General features: G+C 61.8%; 26 protein-coding genes. 6 read left to right on the top strand and 20 right to left on the bottom strand.

Features of this window, described 5'->3' with window-relative positions:
* Both JHD64_RS15065 and JHD64_RS15070 read right to left on the bottom strand, forming a co-directional pair.
* A partial coding sequence (locus JHD64_RS15065; protein WP_199053878.1) for a glutathione S-transferase N-terminal domain-containing protein occupies positions 1 to 204 on the bottom strand: 204 nt, incomplete at its 3' end.
* Positions 205 to 269: 65 nt separating this feature from the next.
* Positions 270 to 2,303 (bottom strand): prolyl oligopeptidase family protein, encoded by a 2,034-nt coding sequence (locus JHD64_RS15070; protein WP_199053880.1) that lies wholly within the window; start codon positions 2,301 to 2,303, stop codon positions 270 to 272.
* A 368-nt stretch (positions 2,304 to 2,671) separates the two neighbouring features.
* Here JHD64_RS15070 and JHD64_RS15075 point away from each other — a divergent pair, with 368 nt between their 5' ends.
* The gene (locus JHD64_RS15075) at positions 2,672 to 2,986 is read left to right on the top strand and encodes a fimbrial protein (protein WP_082693386.1); all 315 of its coding nucleotides are present in this window, start codon (positions 2,672 to 2,674) and stop codon (positions 2,984 to 2,986) included.
* 69 nt (positions 2,987 to 3,055) lie between these two features.
* On the opposite strand, the gene JHD64_RS15080 is transcribed toward JHD64_RS15075, so the two are convergent.
* The 3 genes from JHD64_RS15080 to JHD64_RS15090 all read right to left on the bottom strand — a co-directional run bounded on the left by JHD64_RS15080 (position 3,056) and on the right by JHD64_RS15090 (position 5,251).
* Positions 3,056 to 3,826 (bottom strand): alpha/beta hydrolase, encoded by a 771-nt coding sequence (locus JHD64_RS15080; RefSeq protein ID WP_199053882.1) that lies wholly within the window; start codon positions 3,824 to 3,826, stop codon positions 3,056 to 3,058.
* Between the two features lie 41 nt (positions 3,827 to 3,867).
* The gene (ltaE, locus tag JHD64_RS15085) at positions 3,868 to 4,896 is read right to left on the bottom strand and encodes a low-specificity L-threonine aldolase (protein ID WP_199053884.1); all 1,029 of its coding nucleotides are present in this window, start codon (positions 4,894 to 4,896) and stop codon (positions 3,868 to 3,870) included.
* Between the two features lie 130 nt (positions 4,897 to 5,026).
* Positions 5,027 to 5,251 carry a hypothetical protein gene (locus tag JHD64_RS15090; protein WP_059285666.1) on the bottom strand — a complete coding sequence of 75 codons (225 nt, stop codon included), beginning with the start codon at positions 5,249 to 5,251 and terminating at the stop codon, positions 5,027 to 5,029.
* A gap of 240 nt (positions 5,252 to 5,491) precedes the next feature.
* On the opposite strand from JHD64_RS15090, the gene tcdA reads away from it, so the two are divergent.
* Positions 5,492 to 6,277 carry a tRNA cyclic N6-threonylcarbamoyladenosine(37) synthase TcdA gene (tcdA, locus tag JHD64_RS15095; RefSeq protein WP_059285674.1) on the top strand — a complete coding sequence of 262 codons (786 nt, stop codon included), beginning with the start codon at positions 5,492 to 5,494 and terminating at the stop codon, positions 6,275 to 6,277.
* A gap of 69 nt (positions 6,278 to 6,346) precedes the next feature.
* Here the strand turns inward: tcdA and oppF are convergent, their stop codons facing one another.
* The 7 genes from oppF to JHD64_RS15130 all read right to left on the bottom strand — a co-directional run bounded on the left by oppF (position 6,347) and on the right by JHD64_RS15130 (position 13,926).
* Positions 6,347 to 7,339 carry a murein tripeptide/oligopeptide ABC transporter ATP binding protein OppF gene (oppF, locus tag JHD64_RS15100; RefSeq protein ID WP_059285665.1) on the bottom strand — a complete coding sequence of 331 codons (993 nt, stop codon included), beginning with the start codon at positions 7,337 to 7,339 and terminating at the stop codon, positions 6,347 to 6,349.
* On the bottom strand, positions 7,332 to 8,333 hold the full coding sequence (locus tag JHD64_RS15105) for an oligopeptide/dipeptide ABC transporter ATP-binding protein (protein WP_199053886.1): 1,002 nt from the start codon (positions 8,331 to 8,333) through the stop codon (positions 7,332 to 7,334). The genes oppF and JHD64_RS15105 overlap by 8 nt, the downstream gene beginning before the upstream one ends.
* 11 nt (positions 8,334 to 8,344) lie before the next feature.
* Positions 8,345 to 9,259, bottom strand: coding sequence for an ABC transporter permease subunit (locus JHD64_RS15110; RefSeq protein WP_199053887.1), 915 nt, complete (start codon positions 9,257 to 9,259; stop codon positions 8,345 to 8,347).
* A gap of 16 nt (positions 9,260 to 9,275) precedes the next feature.
* Positions 9,276 to 10,196, bottom strand: coding sequence for an oligopeptide ABC transporter permease OppB (gene oppB / locus JHD64_RS15115; protein ID WP_059285663.1), 921 nt, complete (start codon positions 10,194 to 10,196; stop codon positions 9,276 to 9,278).
* Between the two features lie 182 nt (positions 10,197 to 10,378).
* Positions 10,379 to 11,998: a peptide ABC transporter substrate-binding protein gene (locus JHD64_RS15120; protein ID WP_110313048.1), complete on the bottom strand. Its 1,620-nt coding sequence runs from the start codon at positions 11,996 to 11,998 to the stop codon at positions 10,379 to 10,381.
* Positions 11,999 to 12,584: 586 nt separating this feature from the next.
* Positions 12,585 to 13,619 (bottom strand): dihydroorotase, encoded by a 1,035-nt coding sequence (pyrC, locus tag JHD64_RS15125; RefSeq protein WP_199053888.1) that lies wholly within the window; start codon positions 13,617 to 13,619, stop codon positions 12,585 to 12,587.
* A 76-nt stretch (positions 13,620 to 13,695) separates the two neighbouring features.
* Positions 13,696 to 13,926: a sulfurtransferase TusA family protein gene (locus JHD64_RS15130; RefSeq protein ID WP_059285662.1), complete on the bottom strand. Its 231-nt coding sequence runs from the start codon at positions 13,924 to 13,926 to the stop codon at positions 13,696 to 13,698.
* A 113-nt stretch (positions 13,927 to 14,039) separates the two neighbouring features.
* Here JHD64_RS15130 and JHD64_RS15135 point away from each other — a divergent pair, with 113 nt between their 5' ends.
* The 4 genes from JHD64_RS15135 (at position 14,040) to JHD64_RS15150 (ending at position 16,841) form a co-directional block, all read left to right on the top strand.
* A complete protein-coding gene (locus JHD64_RS15135; RefSeq protein WP_059285661.1) occupies positions 14,040 to 14,819 on the top strand; it encodes an NRDE family protein in 780 nt (259 codons plus the stop codon).
* Positions 14,820 to 14,833: 14 nt separating this feature from the next.
* Entirely contained in the window at positions 14,834 to 15,355 is a 522-nt protein-coding gene (locus tag JHD64_RS15140; RefSeq protein WP_199053889.1) for a CNP1-like family protein, read from the top strand.
* 145 nt (positions 15,356 to 15,500) lie between these two features.
* Positions 15,501 to 16,415 (top strand): DMT family transporter, encoded by a 915-nt coding sequence (locus tag JHD64_RS15145; protein WP_059285659.1) that lies wholly within the window; start codon positions 15,501 to 15,503, stop codon positions 16,413 to 16,415.
* A gap of 27 nt (positions 16,416 to 16,442) precedes the next feature.
* Positions 16,443 to 16,841: a lysozyme inhibitor LprI family protein gene (locus JHD64_RS15150; protein WP_059285658.1), complete on the top strand. Its 399-nt coding sequence runs from the start codon at positions 16,443 to 16,445 to the stop codon at positions 16,839 to 16,841.
* Positions 16,842 to 16,875: 34 nt separating this feature from the next.
* Here the strand turns inward: JHD64_RS15150 and moaC are convergent, their stop codons facing one another.
* The 8 genes from moaC to murC form a co-directional block, all read right to left on the bottom strand.
* Positions 16,876 to 17,355: a cyclic pyranopterin monophosphate synthase MoaC gene (moaC, locus tag JHD64_RS15155; protein ID WP_199053891.1), complete on the bottom strand. Its 480-nt coding sequence runs from the start codon at positions 17,353 to 17,355 to the stop codon at positions 16,876 to 16,878.
* 63 nt (positions 17,356 to 17,418) lie between these two features.
* Complete coding sequence (locus tag JHD64_RS15160; RefSeq protein ID WP_059285657.1) at positions 17,419 to 17,601, bottom strand: hypothetical protein; 183 nt, start codon at positions 17,599 to 17,601, stop codon at positions 17,419 to 17,421.
* A gap of 2 nt (positions 17,602 to 17,603) precedes the next feature.
* Positions 17,604 to 18,515, bottom strand: coding sequence for a UDP-3-O-acyl-N-acetylglucosamine deacetylase (gene lpxC / locus JHD64_RS15165; protein ID WP_199053913.1), 912 nt, complete (start codon positions 18,513 to 18,515; stop codon positions 17,604 to 17,606).
* A 117-nt stretch (positions 18,516 to 18,632) separates the two neighbouring features.
* Entirely contained in the window at positions 18,633 to 19,817 is a 1,185-nt protein-coding gene (gene ftsZ, locus JHD64_RS15170) for a cell division protein FtsZ (protein ID WP_059285656.1), read from the bottom strand.
* Positions 19,818 to 19,912: 95 nt separating this feature from the next.
* On the bottom strand, positions 19,913 to 21,124 hold the full coding sequence (ftsA, locus tag JHD64_RS15175; protein WP_220272880.1) for a cell division protein FtsA: 1,212 nt from the start codon (positions 21,122 to 21,124) through the stop codon (positions 19,913 to 19,915).
* Positions 21,125 to 21,170: 46 nt separating this feature from the next.
* Complete coding sequence (locus tag JHD64_RS15180) at positions 21,171 to 21,896, bottom strand: cell division protein FtsQ/DivIB (protein WP_059285654.1); 726 nt, start codon at positions 21,894 to 21,896, stop codon at positions 21,171 to 21,173.
* On the bottom strand, positions 21,886 to 22,797 hold the full coding sequence (locus tag JHD64_RS15185; RefSeq protein WP_059285653.1) for a D-alanine--D-alanine ligase: 912 nt from the start codon (positions 22,795 to 22,797) through the stop codon (positions 21,886 to 21,888). The genes JHD64_RS15180 and JHD64_RS15185 overlap by 11 nt, the downstream gene beginning before the upstream one ends.
* Positions 22,798 to 22,850: 53 nt before the next feature.
* Positions 22,851 to 24,245, bottom strand: a complete 1,395-nt coding sequence (gene murC / locus JHD64_RS15190; protein ID WP_059285652.1) for a UDP-N-acetylmuramate--L-alanine ligase — start codon at positions 24,243 to 24,245, stop codon at positions 22,851 to 22,853.
* Positions 24,246 to 24,249: the final 4 nt, after the last annotated feature.

Here is a 24,249-nt window from a genome sequence, read left to right on the forward strand (position 1 = left end):
ATAAAGGCGGATCAGCGTGGAGTCCGGCACGCGCCGGTCATCGTCATCAAGATAAGGCAGCTTGCCCTTGGGCGCCCGGCGCATGCTGCCGGGCTGCTTGCGATATGGCAGTCCGGACAGCTTGAGCAGCATTTCGGCCTTGATGACAAAGGGGCTGGCATCGGGCAAGCCAAAGGCCGGGCCAAACACATACAGGGTGATCACGGGCAGCACTCCGCGGGGTGGCAAGGCGTTCAGACTAGCACCACCGGCGCAGGATGACGATGGCTTCAGTCCATCAGTTGCTGGTACAGATACACCAGCACCCGCGCAAGTTCCTCGGCCGTCTGTTGCTGACCGGCATTGCCGGTATGGCCGCCGGCAGCTGTTTCGATCAGCAGTGCCGCGTGGCCCAGTTCCTGCAGGCGCGCCACCATCTTGCGGGCATGGCCGGGGTGTACCCGGTCGTCGTGCGCACTGGTGGTAAACAGCGCCAGCGGATAGGTCGCCCCTGGCTTGATCTGGTGATAAGGCGAGTAGGCGGCCAGCGCGGCGGCCTCCTCCGGATTGGCCGGATCGCCGTATTCGTCTATCCAGCTGGCACCGGCCAGCAGCTCGGTGTAGCGCAGCATGTCCAGCAGCGGCACTTCGCACACCACGGCCTTGAACAGCTCGGGTCGGCGCAGCATGCAGGCGGCCACCAGCAAGCCGCCATTGCTGCCGCCTTCGATACCCAGCTTGTCCGGGCTAGTGAGGCCGCTGGCCATCAGCGCTTCGGCCACGGCGCAGAAGTCATCAAAGGAAACCGGGCGCTTCACGCCTTGCGCAGCCTGATGCCAGGCGGGGCCGAATTCGCCACCGCCACGGATGCAGGCCAGCACGAAAGCTCCACCCTTTTCCAGCCAGTGTGCGCCAAAGTTTTCCACGTAGTAGGGCATCATCGGCACTTCGAAACCGCCATAGCCATACAGCAAGGTGGGCGTGCTGCCATCCGGCACCATATCGCGGGCACGTACCACGAAATAGGGAATGGCCACTCCGTCCGGTGCCGTCGCCCAGCATTGCTCGGCGACAAAACGGCTGGCATCGAAGGCGGCGGGCTGCTGACGCAGGCATTCCTGCTGGCCACTGGCCACATCCAGCCGGTACAGGCCGGTGGGATTGAGAAAATCGCTGAAGCTATAACACAGCACTTCGCTGTCCCAGGGCTGGTCGGCAAACTCGATCACCCCGGAATCCGGCACCGGCAGGCTGCGCGGCTGCCACTGCGCGCCATGCAGGTCAAAGGCCAGCAGACGGCTGCGCACATTGTCGATCAGGTTTACCACCACGCTGCTGCGGGTGGTTTCCACCGACTCGATGGCCAGCCGCGGCGCCGGCTGCACCAGGCACTGCACCCTGCCATCACCGCCCAGCAAGTGGTCCAGCGGCACCGCCAGCAGGCTGCCGGCCAGATGGAGCACGCCCTGCCACGACCAGTCTTCTGCCAGCTTGACGATGAACTGGCCATGCAGATAGCCCTCGATATCCGCTCGGGCCGGCAGCGGCAGCGGTCGGGTTTGCAGCTCGGCATCGATCAGATGATAGGTCTTGCTGTAAAAGCCGTCGGCCGCTTCGATCAGGTCGAGGACGCCGTCCGTGCCATCCAGATAGCGCCAGGCCGCCACCATCATCGCCCCCTTGGGGGCAACAAACAGCTGCTGCCATTGATGCTGGCCATCGGCCGCCCGCTCCACCAGCCATACCTCGCAGGGATAACCGGAGCGGGTCAGCGGTGCGCCCTGCCAGCCCGGGCAGACCAGCACGCTGTCCGGATCGCGCCAGGCGATATGGTTCTTGCCCTTGGGAAAGCGCAGGCCCTGTTCCACCCAGGCCGCGACCTCCAGATCGTATTCCCAGGCCAGGCTGGCATCACCGCCCCCTTCGCTCAAGTGCACCAGCACCCGCGTCGGGGCGACCGTGCAATGCGCCACGCCATCCAGATACCAGTCCTTGCCAGCCTCCGCCGCCAGCGCATCCACGTCCAGCACCGTCTGCCACTGCTGGCTACCTGCACGGTAAGCCGCCAGCGTGCTGCGGCGGTAAATGCCACGCGGGTGGTGTTCGTCCTGATGGAAGTTGTACAGCCAGCCGGCGTGCTCGGAAAAGAAGGGAATCTGCCGCGTATCGCGCAGGTGGGCCAGGATGTCGCGCTGCAGCGGGGCATAGCGCGCATCGGCATCCAGCAGGGCCTGGGTACGGCTGTTTTGCGCAGCAACCCATTGCAGGACTGCAGGGTCGTCGAGGCTTTCCAGCCACTGATGGGGATCGGGAAGGTGGGACATGACAGAACCAGAAATGCTAACAGGCGCACAGCTTAGCACCGACACCTGGCCGGCATGAATCAAACACGCGACAGCATGGCGGCGAAAAACAATCCTTTAGTACGGCATTTTCCGTGCAAAAACTCTATTTCTTGCAAAAGGGTCAACACATCAGCCCTATTTACGCTCTAATTATTAAGCCATCGATGTCAAATAACAGCGTCTTTGTAAATACAAAACCTAAAGCCGCGTTTTTGATATGAACGAATAAAAGAATTTATAGGAAAACACAAACAATCAATAGCTGGCGGTAATTTGATTATTTTCCTATAAATCGTTCAGAAATTTCTTTATATATCTATCTATTTACTTAAAGTATTGGAAAAATCATGAAAAACATTCTGATTGCCTGCAGCCTGCTTGCCCTGTTATTCAGCCATGCTGCCTCGGCCAGCAGTGGCACCATTACTTTTCGTGGCGCCATCGTCAATACACCCTGCGTCATCCCGGCTGAAACCTGGATGAACTACGCCCAGCACCCGGCCAATTACAAAATGGCCCGTACGGCCGCGGCCAATCCCAGCTGTGCCGGCCCGGCGGCAACCCAGTCGGTGCGGGTCTCGCGCTATATCCCGGCATCCATGACCAGCACCACGCTGACGGTCAGCCCGGCCAAGGCCATCGTTACCGTGGTGTACGACTGAACACACCATGACCAGCCCTGTGCATGACTGCCGATTGCTCGTCCACGGATGACGACGGCCAGGCCAAGCTCAGGGCTGATGCTGTTTGATCCAGGCCGCGACCTGGCTGATGACTTCATCCTCTATGCCGTTATAGCCGTGTGCGGCCCAGGCCTGACAGGGGTCGCCCCGGTCCTGTCCACCATCAAACTCCAGCAGGGCGCGCGGCCTGGCCTTGAGCAGCCCGTCCAGTACCGGCTGCACATTGGCCGGCAGGCTTTCCTTGCACTGGTCATGCCGGTGTTGCACCAGCAGGACCGGCAGGGTGAGCTGTGACAAATCCATGGCCGCGACATTGCCCCGGTCGTGATTGATGGTGGAGGTCAACACCAGCCCGGCCACACGCGTTTGCAGACGGATGCCGATGGCCGCCGCCGAGGTGGTGCCACGGCTGGTACCCACCAGCCATACCGGGACATCCGCCCGGCGGCGCAGCTCATCGATCACCACCGCCATGTCTGCCGCATGCTCGGCGCTGCTGCGAAAATCGTTACGGCTGATATTGTCCGGATGGTCGGACGGCGCATCCACCACCGCCACCTGGAAACCCTGCCCGGCCCCGCGCTGGCGGGTCCTGACCAGAAAATTGCCGGCACCGGCGCGCAGCTGGCCGCCATCGCTCAGTTTCAGCGTGCCCTCGCCTCCGGTGAACAGGATCAGGCTGGCCAGCGGCTGGCCGGGCGGCTCCAGCAACAACAGCCGCTGCGTCACGCCGGGACGGGTGCTGAGCGTGAGCATCTGTTCATCGGCCAGCGCCCGGCCACAACACAATGCCAGCAAGCAGATCAATACGCTTTTCATCTCGCCCCTCCTGTTTCGCCAGCCGCACCCGGCGCGACTGCTCAGTCGCTCAACACCCGCTGAAACACCTCCAGCACGCGGTCAATGGCTTCACGACCGACCTGCCAGTGTGTCACCAGCCGCATGCGCCCGGCCTCGGGCGGGTTAACCTTGATGCCGGCCGCGGCCAGCGCGGCCATCAGTTCGCTGACATCAATATCGGCCAGAAAACGGAACCACACCATATTGATGTGCACATCATCCAGATCGACTTCAATACACGGCATGCCAGCCAGCTGCTCGGCCAGATAGCGGGCATTGGCATGGTCTTCCGCCAGGCGTTGCGTCATCTCGGTCAGCGCCAGCAGGCCGGGTGCCGCCAGCACGCCGGCCTGACGCCAGCCACCGCCCAGCAGCTTGCGATTGTAGCGGGCGCGGGCAATGAATTCGGCCGAACCGGCCAGGATGGAACCGACTGGTGCGGCCAGGCCCTTGGACAGACAGCACATCACCGTATCGGCATGACGGGTGATGTCCTGCACATTGCAGCCCAGATACGTCGCGGCATTGAACACGCGCGCACCATCCAGATGCACCGGCACACCGTGGCGGCGGGCCATGTCGGCGGTGCGCTGCATGATGTCCAGTGGAATCACCCGGCCATTGCTGTGGGCGTTTTCCAGGCAGATCAGCCCGGTTTTGGGCCAATGCACATCCTGCCCGACCCGGATGCGCGCTTCGATTTCGTCCGGGTCCAGCACCCCCTTGTTGCTGGCGATGGTGCGCAGCTGTACCCCGCCGATCACCGCAGCACCGCCGGTTTCATGCCAGACGATATGGCAGTCGTCGCCCAGAATCACCTCGTTGCCACGCTGGCAGTGAGTGAAAATGGCCAGCTGGTTGCCAAAATTGCCGGTGGGCACAAACAGCGCGGCTTGCTTGCCCAGCAGACGGGCTGCCAGGGTTTCCAGTTCGACCACGGTCGGGTCGTCGCCATAGACATCGTCGCCCACCACGGCGTGGGCCATGGCGTGGCGCATGGCCTGGGTGGGTTGGGTGACGGTATCGCTGCGCATATCAATCCACTGCATGCTGTGCTCCTGCAAATGAAAGCGGCGGCCAGAAGGCCGCCGCATGGGGAAAATGATGAATCAGGCCCTGCCTGATTGTGCCAGCAAACGGGTTGCCGGGGGTATTGCGCGGGTTGTGGGAATCACTCCATCAGGGTATTCGATATGCCTGCTTCAGTTCGCTGACGCGGCGCTGGGCGGCCAGCATGGCCGTGCTGTTCATCGAGATATCACTGCCGCACTGGCAGCGCAGGGTATGGTCGGGGGACAGGGCTTTCAGATGATGGCGGTTTTCATGACCGCAGGCCACGCAGGCAATCACCACGGTGGCGTTGTAATGCTTGTCCAGATCGATATCGAAACGCGGGTGCTTCATGGGGAACTCCCTTGAGATCACACAGGCTGGCCCGGATCAGAGGAATGCCGACATGCATTCTTGACAGGCCCACAGACAAGGATAGGCAAGGCCGGGGAAAGTTCCAATAAATCAGCTGCTTGTTCAGCAGCTGCCACTGTGCACTGTTGCAGGCAGGACGCAGCCGTTTTTCTGCCACAGCGCTGGTCAGCCGGCCCCGGCTTGGTTATGCTTGGCCGTTTTTCCGTACCGGATGTCCCGATGTCGCACGATGCTGATCTTGAACGCCGCTTTGGCGGTATTGCCCGCCTGTATGGCGCAGAGGCGCTAAGCCGTTTCCAGCAGGCTCATGTCTGCGTGGTCGGCGTGGGCGGCGTGGGGTCCTGGGCGGTGGAGGCGCTGGCCCGTAGCGCAATCGGCCGCCTGACACTGATTGATCTGGACAATATTGCCGAGTCCAACACCAACCGCCAGCTGCCGGCGCTGGACCCGCACTACGGCATGGCCAAGGTGACGGCGCTGGCCGAGCGGGTAGGCGCCATCAATCCGGCCTGCGTGGTGCAGGAAATCGAGGATTTCGTTACCGAAGACAATCTGGACGCCATGCTGGGCCAGGGCTTCGACTTCATCATCGACTGCATCGACAATCTGCGGGTGAAAACCGCCATGGCGGCCTGGTGCGTGCGCCATCGTCAGCCTTTTATCGTGTCCGGCGGTGCCGGTGGCCAGATGGACCCGACCAGGATCCAGCTGGCTGACCTGGGTGAAGTGACTTACGACCCGCTGTTGTCCAAGCTGCGTTACAACTTGCGCCGTTATCACGGTTTCCCGCGTGATGCTGGCAAGAAGCTGCAGGTTCCCTGCGTGTTCTCCACCGAACAGCTGGTTTATCCCGACACGCAAAGCTGCGATGCCGACAGCAGCCGTGGCCCGCAGGGCCTGTCCTGCGCCGGCTTTGGCGCGGGCATGGTGGTGACCGCCAGCTTTGGCCTGGTGGCGGTGTCGCATGCCTTGAAGCAGCTGGCCAAGGCGAAAAAGAAAAACTGAAACATCCGGCAGACCATAAAAAACGCCCGGCATGGCAACAGGCCGGGCGTTGGTTTTTGCAGAAGCGAATCAAGCCAGCAGGCAGGAACTCTGGCTCTGCTCACTGATCCGGCGCAGCTGGATTTTCTCCGTGCCGCAACGCGCCTCGGCCTGCGGGCAGCGGGTGCGGAACACGCAGCCGGACGGCGGGTTGATCGGGCTGGGCAGATCGCCTTGCAGGATCTGGATCACCTTGCCCTTTTCCAGCTTCGGGTCGGGGATGGGAATGGCCGACAGCAGCGCACGGGTGTAAGGATGCGCCGGCGCATCATACAAGGCATGCTTTTGCGCCAGTTCCATCTCGCGGCCCAGATACATCACCAGGATGCGGTCGGAAATATGCTTGACCACCGCCAGATCGTGGGCGATGAAGATCAGCGCCAGCCCCATCTCGCGTTGCAGCTCTTTCAGCAGATTGATGATCTGCGCCTGGATCGACACGTCCAGTGCCGACACCGGCTCGTCGCAGATGATCAGCTTGGGTTCCAGAATCAGCGCGCGGGCGATGCCGATACGCTGGCACTGGCCGCCGGAGAACTCGTGCGGATAGCGGTTGATCATCTGCTCGCGCAGGCCCACCCGCGCCATCATGGCGCGTACCCGCTTCATCACCTCGGCTTCCGACAGCTCCGGCTTGTGCACGCGCAGCGGCTCGCCAATGATGTGCGCCACCGTCATGCGCGGGTTGAGCGAGGCCAGCGGATCCTGGAAGATCATCTGGATATCCTTGCGCACCGCGTGCCAGTCCTTGTCCGTGCCACGGGTCAGGTCCTTGCCCATCCACACGATCTCGCCCGCGGTGGCCGGAATCAGGTTGAGGATGGCGCGTGACAGGGTGGACTTGCCACAGCCGGACTCGCCCACCACGCCCAGGGTTTCGCCGGCATACAGGTCAAAGCTGACCCCGTCCACCGCCTTCAGCGTGCGTTTGGCACTCCACGGCCACTTGCCGTCGCCCTTCACCTGGAAGTGCACCTTGACATCGCGTACCGACAGAATCGGCTGCTTGCTTTGTTCAGACATGGGCCACCTCCTGTGCTGCCTGCTGCAATTCGTCTGCCGGTTTGTGACAGGCGCGCAGCACCTGCGGATTGACGCTGCTGGCAGCCAGTGCCGGCAGTTCGTTGGCACAGCGGCTGCTGGCATGGGTGCAACGCTCGGAGAACGGGCAGCCCTTGGGCATTCTGGCCATATTGGGCGGATTGCCCGGAATGCTCACCAGCTCGCTGCCATCGTGATCCAGCCGCGGCAAGGCGCCGAGCAGGCCGATGGTGTAGGGATGGCTGGGCTGATAGAAGATATTGTCGGCGCTGCCATACTCCATGGCGCGACCGCCATACATCACCATCACTTTTTCGCACAGCCCGGCCACCACGCCCAGATCGTGGGTAATCATGACGATGGAGGTGCCGAAATCACGCTGCAGGTCTTTGAGCAGGGTGAGGATCTGCGCCTGTACCGTCACGTCCAGCGCGGTGGTCGGTTCGTCGGCAATCAGCACTTCCGGTTCGCACAGCAGGGCCATGGCAATCATCACCCGCTGGCGCATGCCGCCGGAGAATTCGTGCGGATACATATTGATGCGGCGGGCGGCTTCCGGAATACGCACGGCATCCAGCAGCTCGATGGCGCGCTTTTTGGCGTCACGGCGGCTAATGCCCTTGTGCAGCTCCAGCACCTCGGTCATCTGGCGTTCTACCGTCAGATAGGGATTGAGCGAGGTCATCGGGTCCTGGAAGATCATCGCCAGCCGGTCGCCGCGGATGCGGTTGAGTTCGGCCGGGCTCATGGCCAGCAGGTTCTGGCCCTGGTACAGCGCCTCGCCAGTGGTTTTGCCGTTCTTGGCCAGCAGGCCCATCACGGCCAGCACGGTCTGGCTCTTGCCGGAACCGGATTCGCCGACGATGCCCAGGGTCTGGCCTTTTTCCAGCTCGAAGCTGACGCCGTTGACGGCACTGACCACACCGTCGTTGGTCTGGAACTGCACGCCCAGATTACTTACTTTCAATAGACTCATCTGTTGCTACCTCAACGATCTTTCGGATCGAGCGCATCGCGCAGGCCGTCGCCGATATAGTTGGCGCAGTACAAGGTGACCGACAGCAGGCCGGCCGGGAACAGCAGAATCCACGGACTGGCATCCATCACGCCGGCACCGTCCTGAATCAGCACCCCCCAGCTGGTCATCGGCTCCTGCACCCCCAGGCCCAGGAAGGACAGCACCGATTCGGTAAGGATCACGCCCGGCACGGTAACGGTGGTGTAGATCACCACGATGCCCAGCAGATTGGGCACGATGTGGCGGAAGATGATCTTGGGAGTGGACACGCCGATGGCGTGGGCGGCCTCGACATATTCCTTGGACTTGATTGCCAGCGTCTGGCCGCGCACCACCCGTGCCATGTCCATCCACGAGAACACGGTAATGGTGAGCACCACCAGGTAGAAGTCGCGGCCCAGCAGGGTCACCATCAGGATGGCAATCAGCAGGTAGGGCACGGCATACATCATGTCGACGACGCGCATCATCAGCGCGTCCACCTTGCCGCCCATGAAGCCGGCAGTGGCACCCCAGACGATGCCCAGCGCCACCGAGGCGATGGTGGCCAGCGCGCCCACCATCAGCGAAATGCGTCCGCCGATCAGGCAGCGCACCAGCAGGTCGCGGCCCAGCGCATCGGTGCCGAACCAGTGGGTATTGGCCAGCGTCGGGGCGATGCCCATGGCGTCCCAGTCGGTGTCTTCATAAGTGTGCGGCAACACCATCGGCCCGAACACACAGGCCAGGGTGATAAAGGCCAGCACGATCAGGCTGAGCACGGCGGCCTTGTTGCGGAAAAAGCGCAGGCGCGCGTCGCGCCACAGGCTGCGGCCTTCCACGGCGGCATCGGCGAGGCCATTGTCCAGCGCAGCCGTCATGGCTTTCTGTTTGCTTTGCATCATGATTGCTTCCTCCCGCTCAGTAGCGAATCTTCGGGTCCAGCAGCGCATAGGCCAGATCCACGAGCAGGTTGAGAACAACGGTAATCACCGTCACCAGCACCACCAGCCCCAGCACCAGGGTGTAGTCGCGGTTGGCGGCGCCATTGACGATGAGCTTGCCAAGGCCAGGCAGGCCGAACACGGTTTCGGTAACCACGGCAGCGGTAATCGAGGAAATGGCCAGCGGGCCGATCACCGACACCACCGGCATCAGCGCCGGCTTGAGCGCATGGCGCAGCACGATGGTGCGCATGGGCAAGCCCTTGGCGCGGGCGGTACGGATGAAATTGCTGCCCAGCACCTCGATCATGCTGCCGCGCATCACGCGGCCGATGGTGGAGATGTTGATGAACACCAGCAGGGCAATCGGCAACACCATGTAGCGCAGCGAGAAATCATCCCAGCCGCCGGCCGGCAGCCATTCCAGGCCAATGGCAAACACCATCACCAGCACCGGACCCAGCACGAAGGACGGAAAGGCACCGCCGATATTGCCCAGCAGCATGACGAAGTAATCGATCAGGCTGTTCTGGCGCAGTGCGGCGACAATGCCCAGCGCCACGCCGATAAACAGCGAAATGACGATGGCACCACCACCGATGGCCGCCGATACCGGCAGGGCCTTGCCCACCAGATCGTTCACGCTCCAGTCGGCATAGCGGAAGGAAGCGCCCAGGTCGCCCTGCAACAGGCTCTTGATGTAATACAGGTATTGCTGCCACAAGGGCAGGTCGAGATGGTATTTGGCCTGCAGATTGGCCAGCACCGCGGCAGACACCTTGCGCTCCCCGTCAAAGGGGCCGCCCGGCGTCAGGTGCAGCAGCAGATAGCAAACGGTAATGACGGCCAGCAGCGTGGGAATGGTGGCCAGCACGCGTCGGAAAGTATAGGACCACATGGGGATACTCCAGCCAGGGGCAGCCGCCGGCAGGGCGCACGTCTGGTCAACGCGCCTGCAGGGCGAAGCTCCGGCATGATGCTCTACATCACAAGCCGGATGTCCGTCTGGCGGACATCCGGCCTCTGTTCAACCGGGGGCCGCAGCCCCCTCCTCTTGCATCACTCAGTCAAGCGCAAGGCTTAGTGCTGGATGATGTAGAGGTCCTTGCCGCGGTAGCGGTCCATCGGGTTCTTGCCGTAGCCACCCACATAGGACTTCACCAGACGCGGTGCGGTGTATTGCAGCAGCGGGATCATCGGATAGTCATCCATGATCATCTTCACAGCCTGGGTGAACAGCTGCTTGCGCTTGGCCTGATCGGTGGTATCGCTACCCTGCTTGATCAGGGCTTCGGCCTTGGCATTGCAGTTCTTGTTGTCGTTCTGGTCGTTGTCACACTGCACCAGCGCCAGGAAGGTGGTGGCGTCGTTGTAGTCGGCTACCCAGCCATTGCGGGCGATCTGGTAGTCGGCATCGTGACGCTTCTTCAGCAGCACCTTGAATTCCAGGCTTTCCAGCTCGGTATTCAGGCCCAGCTTGGATTTCCATTCGGAAGCGGCAAAGATGGCCATCTTCTTGTGGTAGTCACTGGTGTTGTAGGCAAACTTCAGCTTGGTGCCGGGCTTCACGCCCGCTTCGGCCAGCAGCTTCTTGGCCTCTTCCACCCGCTTGGCCATCGGCCATTTTGCCCAGTCGTAGCTGGTGACATCGGCACCGGCAGTGCCGGCCACGATGGCGCTGTAGGCCGGAGCCTGGCCGTCGGCGGTCACTTTCTTGGCCAGGATGTCACGGTCGATCACCATGGACAGGGCCTTGCGCACGCGCACGTCCTTGAGCAGCGGGTCCTTGTTGTTCAGCGAGTAGTAACGCAGGCCCAGGAAGGGCGCATTGCGGATTTCCTTCGGATACTGGGTCTTGTACTTGTCGTAAGTGCCGGACGGCAGTTCCAGCACCCAGTCGTTTTCGCCGGATTCATACAGCTTCACATCGGCATTGTGGTCTTCGATCGGCAGATAGGTGATCTTGCCCAGCTGCACATTCTTCAGATCCCAGTACTGCGGGTTCTTTTCCACCACCACCTTGCTGTTGACCTGCCAGTCCTTCAGCGCAAAAGCGCCGTTGGAGACCATCTTGCCCGGCTTGGTCCAGTCCTTGCCAAACTTGTCGATGGTGGCCTTGGGCAGCGGTGCCAGCTGGGTATTGGCCACCAGCGACGGCATGAACGGTACCGGGTAGGGGGTTTGCACTTCCAGCGTGTACTTGTCCACGGCCTTCACGCCCAGGGCAGAAGCGGGCTTCTTGCCTTCGGTGATTTCCTTGCCGTTCAGGATGAAGATGCCATAGGTGGAGGCATAGGGAGAGGCGGTCTTGGGCTCGACAAAACGCTGCCAGCCATACACGAAATCGCTTGCGGTCACCGCGGAACCATCCGACCACTTGGCATTCTTGCGCAGCTTGAATACCCAGGTGGTGGGGCTGGTCTGCTTCCAGGACTCGGCCACGCCCGGCACCACCTTGCCAAAGCTGTCGGTGGCGGTCAGGCCTTCAAACAGGTCGGCGGTAATGGTGTTGGCCGGTACCGATTCGGCCAGTACCGGATCGAGCGACTCCGGCTCGGAACCGGTGTTGCGGGTCAGCTCCTGCTTGGCAGCCAGCTTGACGCCAGCCGGCACCTGGGCGGCCATGGCGAAACCGGTCGTACCAGCCAGTGCCAGGGCTACGGCTGCCGCGGCCACGCGCAGCGATTTATTGTGTGACATTCGCCTATTCTCCTGTTCTGTAGAGCCCCGCTTATTGCGGGTGCGCAAATTCTTTTATCCGAATTATGTCCGGAACTTCCCGATTAACTGTCCGAAACGGGCCGGGCCATTATGCGCCAGCGTTTTTCAATTCTTCAAGTGTGAATCAGAACAATATGACAAGCGTTTTGCAAAACCCGTGTCATTTCAACGACGTTAGCGCTTTTGCCAGCAATTTTTCACAGGATTTTCGGCTGAACCACAAAATTTACCACCCCTGCCATGAGTAATTATATTGGCAGGTATTATTATCTTGCATGCATGGACTGATTTAAGCGGCAGATATGGCGCCAGCCGCGACTTTCATTTGCCCATTCAGGCCGGCAGCATATTAATCAGCCGTTGACTGAGACTAAATATCAGTACGATAACAAGCTGAATACTGCCGGATTGCCCACGGTAAAAGGCTCCCGACCACTACGGCATGCCATGGCAAACCGCGGCCATTCGCCGGCAAGGCGTTGGATTGCCCGACAATACCAGGCGAAAAAACCATGAAAAAAGCTCCCCGCAGGGAGCTTTCATCAGCAGGAGCAGCCGGTCGGCTTCAGTCTTGCATGCGCCAGTGAATGGCTTCGCCGGCACGCAGCGGCACCAGCACATCATCGCCATAGCTCAGTTCGGCCGGCACGGTCCAGCTTTCCTTGACCAGGGTGATGGTGTCGGCATTGGGGGCCAGGCCGTAGAAAGCCGGGCCATTCAGGCTGGCAAAGGCTTGCAGCTGGTCCAGCGCCCCGGCGGCTTCAAAGGCTTCGGCATACAGCTCGATGGCGGCATTGGCGGTATACATGCCGGCACAGCCACAGGCGGCTTCCTTGGCGTGACGGGCATGCGGTGCGCTGTCGGTGCCGAGGAAGAACTTGGCCGAACCGGATGTCGCGGCCTTGAGCAGCGCCTGGCGGTGCAGCTCGCGCTTGAGTACCGGCAGGCAATAGTGATGCGGGCGAATGCCGCCCACAAAAATGGCATTGCGGTTCATCAGCAGGTGATGGGCGGTAATGGTGGCGGCAATGTTATCCGGCGCGCTGGCCACGTATTCGGCGGCATCCTTGGTGGTGATGTGTTCGAACACCACGCGCAGCGACGGCAGGCGCGCCAGCAGCGGCTGGAATACCTGTTCGATGAACACCGCTTCGCGGTCGAAGATGTCGATGGCCGGATCGGTCACTTCGCCATGCACCAGCAGCGGCATGCCGCAGTCGGCCATGGCTTCCAGTGCCGGCATGGCCTTGTCGATGCTGCTGACGCCAAAGTCTGAATTGGTGGTGGCACCGGCCGGATACAGCTTGATGCCATGCACGAAACCACTGGCGCGCGCCTTGCGCACTTCCTCGGCACTGGTGTTGTCGGTGAGATAAAGCGTCATCAGCGGCTCGAAACGGCTGCCGGCCGGCAGTGCGGCCAGAATGCGCTCACGGTAGGCAGCAGCAGCTTCCACCGTGGTCACCGGCGGCTTCAGATTGGGCATGATGATGGCGCGGCCCATCTGGCGCGCGGTGTCGGGCAGCACGGCCGCCAGGGCTGCGCCATCGCGCAGGTGCAAGTGCCAGTCGTCGGGACGGATGAGGGTAAGGGTCTGCATGCGGTTTCGCTCTATCGCTGGGCTATCGGGATCAGGACAGGCAGGCGGCCACCGACCGGGTGCGCCGCCGCCCACATCATTTGCGGCGCAACACCATGCGGAACTTGCCTGCCGCCGTGGTGGTGGACTCCAGCAAGGCATTGCCGGTCTGGCGGCAGAAGGCCTCGAAATCCTTGGGCGCACCGGGATCGGTGGCAATCACTTCCAGCACCGTGCCGCTGTCCATTTCCGCCAGTGCCTTCTTGGCACGCAGGATGGGCAAGGGGCAGTTCAGGCCGGACAGGTCAATCAGGCGGTCGGGAGTCATGGGGGTTTCGCTCAGTCTTACGTTACAATGCCAATCGGAGGCGGTATTCTACCGGCTCTGTATCCGCTTAGTGTACGCCACTCGTCAAGCCCCCCAAAATCGGGACACCCGCCATGTGCGTGATTGCCTTTGCCTACAAGATGCCCGGCCTGGGCCAGCTGGTTTTGCTGGCCAACCGCGACGAATACTACGCCCGCCCGTCCGCAGCGCTGGACTGGTGGGATGGCTTTACCGACACCCTGGGCGGGCGTGACCTGCAGGCGGGTGGCAGCTGGCTGATGGTGGATGGCCGTGGCCGCTTTGCTGCGCTGACCAATTTTCGCGAAGGCTATGGCAAGAGCGGCGAGCGCTCGCGTGGCGAGCTGGTGCAGCGCTTTGTCACCGGTGATGACGACCCGTTTGCCTTTGCCGACTGGCTGCGCGACAACCACCAGCACTATGCGCCGTTCAACCTGCTGTACGGCAAGGTGGACGACCTGTTCCACTTTCACAGCCGCGGCGCCCGCATCGCCCGCGTGACACCCGGCATACACACCCTGTCCAATGCCACGCTGGACACGCCCTGGTTCAAGAGCGAACGGCTGGCCGAGCATCTGCGCGGCCTGCGCCGTCCGCCCACCGAAGAGCAAGCCTTTGCCTGGCTGGCCGATGCCACCGCCGCCGGACCCGGCCAATTGCCGAATACCGGGGTGGGACTGGCACTGGAAAAAGTCTTGTCGCCGGTATTCATTCAGGGCCGCGACTACGGCACCCGCTCTTCCATGCTGCTCAACGTATCCGCACGCGGTGATGTAAGCTTGTCCGAACTTTCCTGGGGGCTGGCCGGCCGCGAAGCCGGCCGCCGCCGTTACACCATCCGGCCGGGGCAGGTACAACACCCGGCCAAGCTTTGAAGCAGGAGACGTGCTTGAAATTGTCCCGATATGGTCTGGCCGTGGCCGGACTGCTGCTGGCGCTGAACGCCCAGGCCAGCGAATACAGCAAAAGCTTCAACAATACCAATTACGCGCTGGACGATGTTCAGCCATGGGCCGAAGGCAAGTTCAGCATCCCCGACTATCCGGCAGCACCGGACTGGATCGGCTTTTATGTCGGCCCGGAAGTAGCCAACAAATACTTTGCCGACAGCAAGAGCATGACGGTGGGTGAAGATGGCGTGATCCGGCTGATTCTGCGCGTGCAAAGCCCGTCCGGTGCGGAAAACCTGAGCGTGGAAGGCATACAGTGCGCCGAGGGTACGTATCGCAGCTACGCCTTTGGCGACAGCATCAACAAGCGCTGGATCGAATCCATGCGTGCCGACTGGCGCAAGATTGCCTACGACGACAAGGCGCGCCGCACCCTGCGCGAAGACCTGTGCGTGGAGAAGACCGCACCGAAATCCGCCGAACAGGCCGTCAAGCTGTTGCGCGCCGCGCCCTGGCGCTGACAACAACACGGCACCAAACAGCGCAAGGGCAATATCCGTCATCCCCGACGGCTATTGCCCTGCTTGCACCAGCCCGGTGCATTGGTCATGACAAGCAAGTGAATTTGGGTTATCAATATGGCTTTACCCATTCTTTGGCCGTATTGTGTCTTCACCTGCCCCCTCCCCACGCAGCGCCCTGACGCTGGCCCAGTTCAAGATCCTGCTTTCCGCCATCGGTTTTGGCAGCATGGCCATCCTGGCGCGCTTTGCCTATGCCGACGGCGTGTCCACCGCCAGCCTGCTGTTCCTGCGCTTTTTCCTGGCCGGGCTCTTGCTCTTGCCATGGGTATTCTGGAAAAAGCTGCCCTGGCCACGCGGCCGCGCCCTGCTGGTGCTGATGGGCATGGGCAGCCTGGGTTATGCCGGCATGGCGGCCTGCTATTTTTCCGGCCTGCACTATGCCAGTGCCGGCACTATCGCCTTGCTGCTCTACCTGTTCCCGGCCATCGTGCTGGTGCTGTCCACCCTGCTGCTGGGCGAACGCTTCAGCACGCGCCGACTGCTGGCCCTGCTGCTGGCGCTGGGCGGCCTGACCATCACCATCGGCCTGGAACTGTCGGCCCAGCCACTGGGCCTGCTGCTGGGGCTGGCCTCGGCGCTGATCTATTCGCTGTATATCCTGGCCGGCAGCCGCTATACCAGCGCATGTGATCCACTGACTTCGGCTTGCGTGGTGGTGTTTTCCGCGGCCACTTGCTATGGCATCTATCTGGGCATCACCGGTTTTCATGGCCCGGCCAGCCTGCACGGCTGGCTGGCGGTCTTGGGCATTGCCTGTTTTGGCACGGTGGCGGCGCTGGCGCTGTTCCTGTCCGGCCTGGCGCGTACCGGGGCCACCCAGGCCTCGCTGATTTCCACCGCTGAGCCGGTGGTCACCATCCTGCTGGCCTGGCTATTGCTGGGCGAGCAGCTGGGCTGGAGCCAGGCCGTGGGCGGCGCGCTGATTCTGGCCGCGGTGGTATTGATCAGCCGCGAAGCACGGCCGGAGCAGGTGCAGCTGACCGAGCTACATGACTGAAACCGGGTGATACGGGAGGAAGCATCAATGAAATTCGGTCTGACCGCCCTGCTGCTGGCAGGACTGTGTAGCAACCTGGTGCAGGCTGCCGGCGACAGCTGCCAGCATGCCATGACGCAGGCGGACATGAATGTGTGCGCGGCCAAGGCGCATGAGCTGGCAGATAAGCAGCTGAACAGCCTCTACCAACAGTATCGCCAACGGCTGGCTGCCGACGACCAGCAACGGCTGACCATCGCCCAGCGTGCCTGGATAGGCTACCGGGATGCCGCTTGCCGCTTTGAAACCGCCCAGGTCAGTGGTGGCAGCATTTTCCCCACCATCTGGTTACAGTGCCTGACCGGCAAGACGGAGAACCGCATCAAGGAGCTGCAAAAACTGCTGCAATGCCAGGAAGGCGATCTGGACTGCCCTGCTTTGCAATAAAACGCCACAAGGCAGGCATGAATATGCCGGCGGCTCAGGCCCCCGCCTGCCAGTGCCCGCTCTTGCCGCCTTCTTTTTCCAGCAGCTGCACGGCGGAAATCACCATGCCACGGTCCACCGCCTTGCACATATCGTAAATGGTGAGCAGGCCAACGCTGGCAGCTGTCAGCGCTTCCATTTCCACACCGGTCTGGCCGCTGCACTCGGCAGTCACCGTAATGCTGACGCTGCTGCTGGCTTCGTCCAGCGCAAATTCAACAGCCACGCGGGTGAGGGAGATGGGGTGACAGAGCGGGATCAGGTCGGCGGTACGTTTGGAGGCCATGATGGCGGCGATGCGGGCAATGCCCAGCACGTCGCCTTTTTTATGATGGCCATCGCGGATCAGCAGCAGGGTGGCCGGCAGCATGCGGATGCTGCCGCTGGCCACCGCACGGCGGCGGGTGTGCTCTTTGTCACCGACATCCACCATATGGGCCTGGCCACTGGCATCGAAATGGGTCAGTCCGGACATGTAAACCTCCAGCAAGTGGCAGCCGCTGGCTGCCAGCAGATTGAAATGGCTGGCAGTGTGCGGTTAACGGAGCAGTTTGCCAATCAGCCAGAAGAGGGTGAGCAGCAGGCCCAGGCCGCCAGTCCACTTGCACAGACGCAGGCTGATATGCAAATAACGCGGGTTGCGGGTGAGCGCATAGCTGATGGCGGACCAGCCAAAAGCCAGAATGATGACAATGGCCCACAGCCGCCACAGCGCCAGCATGTCTACACCACCTCGGGCAGGCGGTGGAAGCTGGACGGGGCATCCAGCGGGTCGGTAAAGCTGACGTATTCCCAGGCATCCGGCGTATCCAGCAGCTTGCGCAGCAATTTGTTATTGAGCGCATGGCCGGATTTATGGCCGGAGAAGGCGGCAATCAGCGGGTGGCCGATGATGTAGAGGTCGCCAATGGCGTCCAGAATCTTGTGGCGCACGAATTCGTCGGGAAAACGCAGTCCCTCCGGATTCAGCACGTACTCGTCATCGATGACGATGGCGTTATCCAGGCTGCCGCCCAGCCCCAGCCCGTGCTGGCGCATGTATTCCACTTCGTGCATGAAGCCGAAGGTGCGGGCGCGGCTGATTTCGTCCAGATAAGAGCTGCTGGCGAAATCCACCGTGACTTTTTGCGGTGCCAGATTGAAAGCGGGATGGTTGAACTCGATGGACAGGGTGATCTTGAAGCCATCCATCGGCTCCAGCTTGACCCATTTGTCCCCTTCGACGATTTCCACCACCTGTTTGACGCGAATGAAGCGCTTGGGCACGGTCTGCTCGACCACCCCGGCACTTTGCAGCAGGTAAATGAAGGGGGCGGCGGAGCCATCCATGATGGGCATTTCCGCCGCCGTCACCTCGACAATGAGGTTGTCGATGCCAAAGCCGGCAAAGGCTGACATCAAATGCTCGATCGTGCCGACACGCACGCCGGTGGCGGTCACCAGCGTGGAGGAGAGGCGCGTGTCGTTGACGAGCGCAGGCTCGGCTTTCACATCCTCCGACTCGGGCAAGTCGGTGCGGCGAAAGACGATGCCGGTGTCGGGTGCTGCCGGCAGCAGGGTGAGTTTCACCCGCTCGCCAGAATGCAAGCCGACACCTGTGGCGCTGATCGCTTGTTTCAGCGTGCGCTGGAATATCATGTGAAGCTTTCAGGCAATCGGGAAAACCCGATTCTAGCACAGGCTTGCGCCATGCTTTATTGATTGCTCGTCACACGTTAATAGTATTTAACTATTTATCCTGGCAGACCTTTCTTAATCTGCCTGCTTGCGCAGGAAGGCCGGAATATCGTAGCTGTCGCTCACTTCCGGGTTGGAGAAGTCGGTGGACGGCGCCGCACGGCGACGGCCCTGACGCATGATGGCCGGGGTATCGAAATCGTCGTAGTTGATGACCTCGACAGCACGGTCGTCGGTGCCGGTCTTGACGATCTTGATGTATTCCGGACGCTCTTCGCGTACCGGCTTTTGCTGACCCAGGCCGGTGGCAATCAGGGTGACACGGATGGTGTCTTCCGGCATTTCTTCCACTTCGGCAGTACCGAACTTGATCTGGGCATCTTCGTCGGCGTACTGACGGATGATGCCCATGATTTCGCGGTATTCGCTCATCTTCAGGCAACCCGGTGCGGTGGAGATGTTCACCAGCACGCCGCGGGCACCTTCCAGGGTAATGTTGTCCAGCAGCGGGCTGGCCACGGCCTGCTCGGCGGCCACGCGGGCACGGTCGATACCCGATGCATAAGCCGAACCCATCATCGCCAGACCCATTTCGCACATCACGGTGCGTACGTCGGCAAAGTCGACGTTGATCAGGCCGGGGCAGGTGATCACTTCGGCGATACCGGCTACCGCGCCCTTGAGCACGTCATCGGCGGCACGGAAGGCTTCGCGCATGGTGACATCGTCGCCCAGCACTTCCATCAGCTTTTCGTTGGGGATGACGATCAGCGAGTCGACATGCTTTTTCAGGTCTTCGATACCGCTCTGGGCCACTTTCAGGCGCTTGCCTTCGTGGTCGAACGGGCGGGTGACCACGCCTACGGTGAGGATGCCCAGTTCCTTGGCCACTTCGGCCACCACCGGGGCGGCACCGGTACCGGTACCACCGCCCATGCCGGCAGTCACGAACACCATATTGGCGCCGCGCAGGGCATCGGCGATGCGTTCGCGGTCTTCCAGCGCGGCGCTGCGGCCCACTTCCGGGTTGGCACCGGCACCCAGACCACGGGTCAGGTTGTTGCCCAGTTGCAGTTTCTGCGGCGACTTGTTGCGCTGCAGGGATTGCGCATCGGTATTGGCGCAGATGAATTCCACACCATGCACATGACTGCTGATCATGTTGTCGATGGCATTGCAACCACCACCACCCACGCCGATCACTTTGATCACGGCCGCGTTGGCGGTCTCTTGCATGACTTCAAAAACCATTCCGCTCATTTGCCTCTCCTCAAGTTTAAGATGAGCTTGCATTTCCGATATTTACTGCTGCCCGATAAAACACGACAGCCCGGCGGCCACCCGGCCGCCCGGGCTTAAAAATTCCCGGCGAACCAGGCCTTCATGCGGCCGAACAGATGACCGACACCCGCGCTTTCCACTTTGGGGCCGCTATGGGTCTGGATCTGGTCCTTGCCGTACAACAACAGACCGACACCGGTGGAGAAGCGCGGGGTCTTCACCACTTCGGCCAGGCCGCCTACATACTTGGGCACGCCCACGCGCACCGGCATGTGGAACACCTCTTCGGCCAGTTCCACCATGCCCGGCATCAGGCTGGCGCCACCGGTCAGCACGATGCCGGAGGACAGCAAGTCCTCGAAGCCGCTGCGGCGCAGCTCCTGCTGTACCAGCTGGAAGAGTTCTTCCACCCGTGGTTCCACTACTTCGGCCAGGGTGGCGCGCGACATCTGGCGCGGACCGCGCTCGCCCACGCCCGGCACTTCGATCATCTGGCCCGGATCGGCCATGGTCACCAGTGCCACCGCGTGCTGGATCTTGATGTCTTCCGCTTCCTTGGTCGGGGTGCGCAGCGCCATGGCGATGTCGTTGGTGATCTGGTCACCGGCAATCGGAATCACCGCGGTATGGCGGATGGCACCGTTGGCATACACCGCGATGTCGGTGGTGCCGCCACCGATGTCGATCAGGCACACGCCCAGTTCCTTTTCGTCTTCCGACAGCACGGCAATGGCCGAGGCCATCGGCTGCAGCACCAGGTCGGACACTTCCAGCCCGCAGCGGCGCACGCACTTGGTGACGTTCTGCGCGGCAGACACCGCACCGCTGACGATGTGTACCTTGGCTTCCAGGCGCACACCGCTCATGCCCAGGGGTTCGCGCACCCCTTCCTGGCCGTCGATGCTGTATTCCTGGGTGAGGATGTGCAGCACCTGGTGATCCGGCGGGATGGTGACGGCGCGGGCGGTTTCAATCACGCGCTCGATGTCCATCTGCATGACTTCGCGGTCCTTGATGGCCACCATGCCGTGCGAGTTGATGCTCTTGATGTGGCTGCCTGCAATGCCGGCAAACACCTCGTGAATCTTGCAGTCGGCCATCAGCTCGGCCTCCTCCAATGCACGCTGGATGGCCTGCACCGTGGATTCGATGTTCACCACCATGCCGCGCTTCAGACCGCGAGACGGGGTCTGGCCCATGCCGATGATGTTGAGCTGGCCGTCATCCAGGACCTCCGCGACAATCGCCACGATCTTGGATGTGCCGATGTCCAGGCCGACCAGCATGTTCTTGCTTTCCTTAGGTTTGCTCACCTGTCGCTCCAGCTTGGTATTACTTTTTCACTTGAGCCGGCGGCGCCTTGTAATCAGGCATCCGCACGGCAAATCCATTGGGGTAGCGCATGTCCACGTAATCGATGTGGTAGGGCAGCGCTGCCAGCTTGTCTTTCCAGTACTGGGCGAATCGCTCCACCCGCAAATCCACGTCGCCACGACCCAGGTCCAGCTTGATGTCGTTATCCAGCCCGACCTGCCAGGCACGGCGTGGCGACAGCCAGATGTCCTTGGGGGCCAGCCCCGTCGGTTTCAGGCCCTGGCGCAAACGCGCCAGCATAGCTGTCATGTCCTTTTCTGCGCCTGCCGGTCCGTAAAACACCGGCAGTTGCTGATCACTGGCGGCATCGAAGCGGTCGCCGTGGCTGTCCACCAGCCCGTTTTCGCCCCAGCGCGCCAGCGCCACATGTTCTTCCACTGCAATTTCCAGGGCATCCGGCCAGCGCCGCCGCACCTGGGCATCCCGCACCCAGGGCAGCTTGCCGAATGCGGCCCGCGTCTTGTCGATGTCCAGCGTGAAGAAAGTCCCGGTCAGCTCATGCTCGGCAATGAAGCGCAGCTGTTCCGGCGTCACCCTTTTCATCTGTCCCTGGATCTGGATCTTCTTCACCGGAAACACCGGCGCATGCGTCACCCAGAATCCACCTGCATACATCAGCATCAGCAGCGAGGCGCCCAGCAGGAAATTGGCCAGGCCTTTCAGCAGCTGATGGTTATCCCACATGCACCATATCCAGCACGTTCAGGCAGAGGTCCTCGTAGCTGATGCCCTGGGCGCGTGCCGCCATCGGCACCAGGCTGTGGCTGGTCATGCCCGGATTGGTATTCACTTCCAGCAGATAGATGCCACCATCCTCGTCCATCAGGAAATCCACCCGGCCCCAGCCCTGGCCGCCCAGCACGCGGAAAGCCTGCAGGCACAGGGCGCGGGCGCGCTGTTCCACTTCTTCGCTCAGGCCGGACGGGCAGCGGTAGACCGTGTCGTCGCGGAAATACTTGGCCTGATAATCGTAATACTCGGTAGCCGGCTCGATCTTGATCGTGGGATAAGCCTGGCCATCTATCACGGCACAGGTGTATTCGCCACCACCGACAAAGCGCTCGGCCAATACCAGCGGGTCGTACTTGCGGGCTTCCTCAAACGCGGCTTGCAGTTCGCCCGGCTGTTTTACCTTGGTCACGCCAATGCTGGAGCCTTCGGTTGCCGGCTTCACGAACAGCGGCAGGCCCAGGCGTGCTTCCACGGCGGCAAAGTCGCTGTTTTCGTCCAGCAGTTCGAATTCCGGAATCGGCAGGCCGGCACCGCGCCACAACAGCTTGGTGCGCCATTTGTCCATGCAGATGGCCGAAGCCATCACACCACAGCCGGTATACGGAATACCCAGCGTTTCCAGCGCACCCTGCAAGGTACCGTCTTCACCAAACGGGCCGTGCAGGATGATGAACACGCGCTCGAAGCCTTCGTCCTTCAGTGCCGACAGCGGTTTGTCAGCCGGGTCGAAGGCGTGGGCATCCACGCCGCGCGAACGCAGCGCGTTCAACACGCCATTGCCGCTCATCAGCGAGATTTCCCGCTCGGCGGAGCTGCCGCCCATCATCACTGCCACTTTGCCGTACTGCTTCATTGCTCTTCCTTACTGGGAGGGTCTGCCCCCTCCCGCCAAAATTCGCCTGCTACTTACAGCTTGCCCGCCACCAGCTTGCCTGGCACCGCGCCAATGGAACCGGCACCCATGGTGATGACCACATCGCCGTCCCGCGCGATGTCCATGATGGTGCGCGGCATGTCGGCAATCTGCTCGACAAACAGCGGCTCCACCTTGCCGGACACGCGCACCGCGCGCGCCAGGGCCCGGCCATCCGCCGCCACGATGGGGGTTTCGCCCGCGGCATAGACTTCGGACAGCAACAGCGCATCCACGCCGTTCAATACCTTGACGAAATCTTCGAACAGATCACGGGTGCGGCTGTAGCGGTGTGGCTGAAAGGCCAGTACCAGTCGCTTGTCCGGGAAGGCGCCACGCACCGCCGCCAGCGTGGCAGCCATTTCCACCGGGTGGTGGCCGTAATCGTCCACCAGGGTGAAGCTGCCCCCATCCGGCAGGGCCACTTCGCCATAACGCTGGAAGCGGCGGCCCACCCCGGCAAACTCGGCCAGTCCGCGCTGGATGGAAGGGATGTCCGCGCCGCATTCCAGACCAATGGCAATGGCCGACAAGGCGTTCAGCACGTTGTGACGACCCGGCAGGTTGAGCACTACCGGGAAACGCTGCTGGCTGCCATTGTTGACCACCACGTCAAAATGCATCTGGCCTGCGGCAGCCACCACGTTTTCGGCATAGATGTCGGCCGAATCGTCCAGGCCGTAAGTCGTCACCGGCTTGGTGATGCGGCTGCGGATTTCGCGCACGTTCGGGTCGTCCACACACAGTACGGCCCGGCCATAAAACGGCAGGCGGTGCAGGAAATCGACGAAAGCCTGTTTGAGCTTGTCAAAGCTGTGGTCGTAGGTGTCCATGTGGTCGGCGTCGATATTGGTGATCACCGCCATCACCGGCGTCAGGTGCAGGAAAGACGCGTCCGATTCGTCGGCCTCGGCCACCAGGAATTCCCCGGAACCCAGCTTGGCGTTGGTCCCCGCGGCAGTCAGCTTGCCGCCGATCACGAAAGTAGGGTCCAGCCCGGCTGCCGCCAGCACCGAAGCCGTCAGGCTGGTGGTGGTGGTCTTGCCGTGGGTGCCGGCAATGGCGATGCCCTGCTTGAAGCGCATCAGCTCGGCCAGCATCATGGCGCGCGGGATCACCGGAATGCGGCGCTCACGGGCGCACAGCACTTCCGGATTGTCCGCCTTCACCGCGGTGGAGGTCACCACCACATCGGCACCTTCCATATAGGTGGCGTCATGGCCAAAAAACACGCGTGCGCCCTGCGCCGCCAGGCGCTGGGTGGCGGCACCATCAGCCATGTCCGAACCGGACACGCTGTAACCGAGGTTCAGCAGAACCTCGGCGATGCCGCACATGCCGACACCACCGATGCCGACGAAGTGAATGTGTTTGACCCTGTGTTTCATGTTC

It is taken from the genome of Aquitalea sp. ASV15, from assembly GCF_016429115.1.
Taxonomy (GTDB): domain Bacteria; phylum Pseudomonadota; class Gammaproteobacteria; order Burkholderiales; family Chromobacteriaceae; genus Aquitalea; species Aquitalea magnusonii.

Bases quoted from the DNA above. Each gene is read 5' to 3' on its own strand.
- JHD64_RS15150 (WP_059285658.1), top strand. From the start codon at position 16,443: ATGAAATTCGGTCTGACCGCCCTGCTGCTGGCAGGACTGTGTAGCAAC.
- JHD64_RS15105 (WP_199053886.1), bottom strand. From the start codon at position 8,333: ATGAGTCTATTGAAAGTAAGTAATCTGGGCGTGCAGTTCCAGACCAAC.
- ftsA (WP_220272880.1), bottom strand. From the start codon at position 21,124: ATGCTGGTCGGCCTGGACATCGGCACATCCAAGATCGTGGCGATTGTC.
- JHD64_RS15075 (WP_082693386.1), top strand. From the start codon at position 2,672: ATGAAAAACATTCTGATTGCCTGCAGCCTGCTTGCCCTGTTATTCAGC.
- JHD64_RS15185 (WP_059285653.1), bottom strand. From the start codon at position 22,797: ATGAAGCAGTACGGCAAAGTGGCAGTGATGATGGGCGGCAGCTCCGCC.
- JHD64_RS15110 (WP_199053887.1), bottom strand. From the start codon at position 9,259: ATGATGCAAAGCAAACAGAAAGCCATGACGGCTGCGCTGGACAATGGC.
- JHD64_RS15070 (WP_199053880.1), bottom strand. From the start codon at position 2,303: ATGTCCCACCTTCCCGATCCCCATCAGTGGCTGGAAAGCCTCGACGAC.
- oppB (WP_059285663.1), bottom strand. From the start codon at position 10,196: ATGTGGTCCTATACTTTCCGACGCGTGCTGGCCACCATTCCCACGCTG.
- ltaE (WP_199053884.1), bottom strand. From the start codon at position 4,896: ATGCAGTGGATTGATATGCGCAGCGATACCGTCACCCAACCCACCCAG.
- ftsZ (WP_059285656.1), bottom strand. From the start codon at position 19,817: ATGAGCGGAATGGTTTTTGAAGTCATGCAAGAGACCGCCAACGCGGCC.
- moaC (WP_199053891.1), bottom strand. From the start codon at position 17,355: ATGTCCGGACTGACCCATTTCGATGCCAGTGGCCAGGCCCATATGGTG.
- murC (WP_059285652.1), bottom strand. From the start codon at position 24,245: ATGAAACACAGGGTCAAACACATTCACTTCGTCGGCATCGGTGGTGTC.
- JHD64_RS15080 (WP_199053882.1), bottom strand. From the start codon at position 3,826: ATGAAAAGCGTATTGATCTGCTTGCTGGCATTGTGTTGTGGCCGGGCG.
- JHD64_RS15160 (WP_059285657.1), bottom strand. From the start codon at position 17,601: ATGCTGGCGCTGTGGCGGCTGTGGGCCATTGTCATCATTCTGGCTTTT.
- pyrC (WP_199053888.1), bottom strand. From the start codon at position 13,619: ATGCAGACCCTTACCCTCATCCGTCCCGACGACTGGCACTTGCACCTG.
- JHD64_RS15090 (WP_059285666.1), bottom strand. From the start codon at position 5,251: ATGAAGCACCCGCGTTTCGATATCGATCTGGACAAGCATTACAACGCC.
- tcdA (WP_059285674.1), top strand. From the start codon at position 5,492: ATGTCGCACGATGCTGATCTTGAACGCCGCTTTGGCGGTATTGCCCGC.
- JHD64_RS15120 (WP_110313048.1), bottom strand. From the start codon at position 11,998: ATGTCACACAATAAATCGCTGCGCGTGGCCGCGGCAGCCGTAGCCCTG.
- oppF (WP_059285665.1), bottom strand. From the start codon at position 7,339: ATGTCTGAACAAAGCAAGCAGCCGATTCTGTCGGTACGCGATGTCAAG.
- JHD64_RS15180 (WP_059285654.1), bottom strand. From the start codon at position 21,896: ATGTGGGATAACCATCAGCTGCTGAAAGGCCTGGCCAATTTCCTGCTG.
- JHD64_RS15135 (WP_059285661.1), top strand. From the start codon at position 14,040: ATGTGCGTGATTGCCTTTGCCTACAAGATGCCCGGCCTGGGCCAGCTG.
- JHD64_RS15130 (WP_059285662.1), bottom strand. From the start codon at position 13,926: ATGACTCCCGACCGCCTGATTGACCTGTCCGGCCTGAACTGCCCCTTG.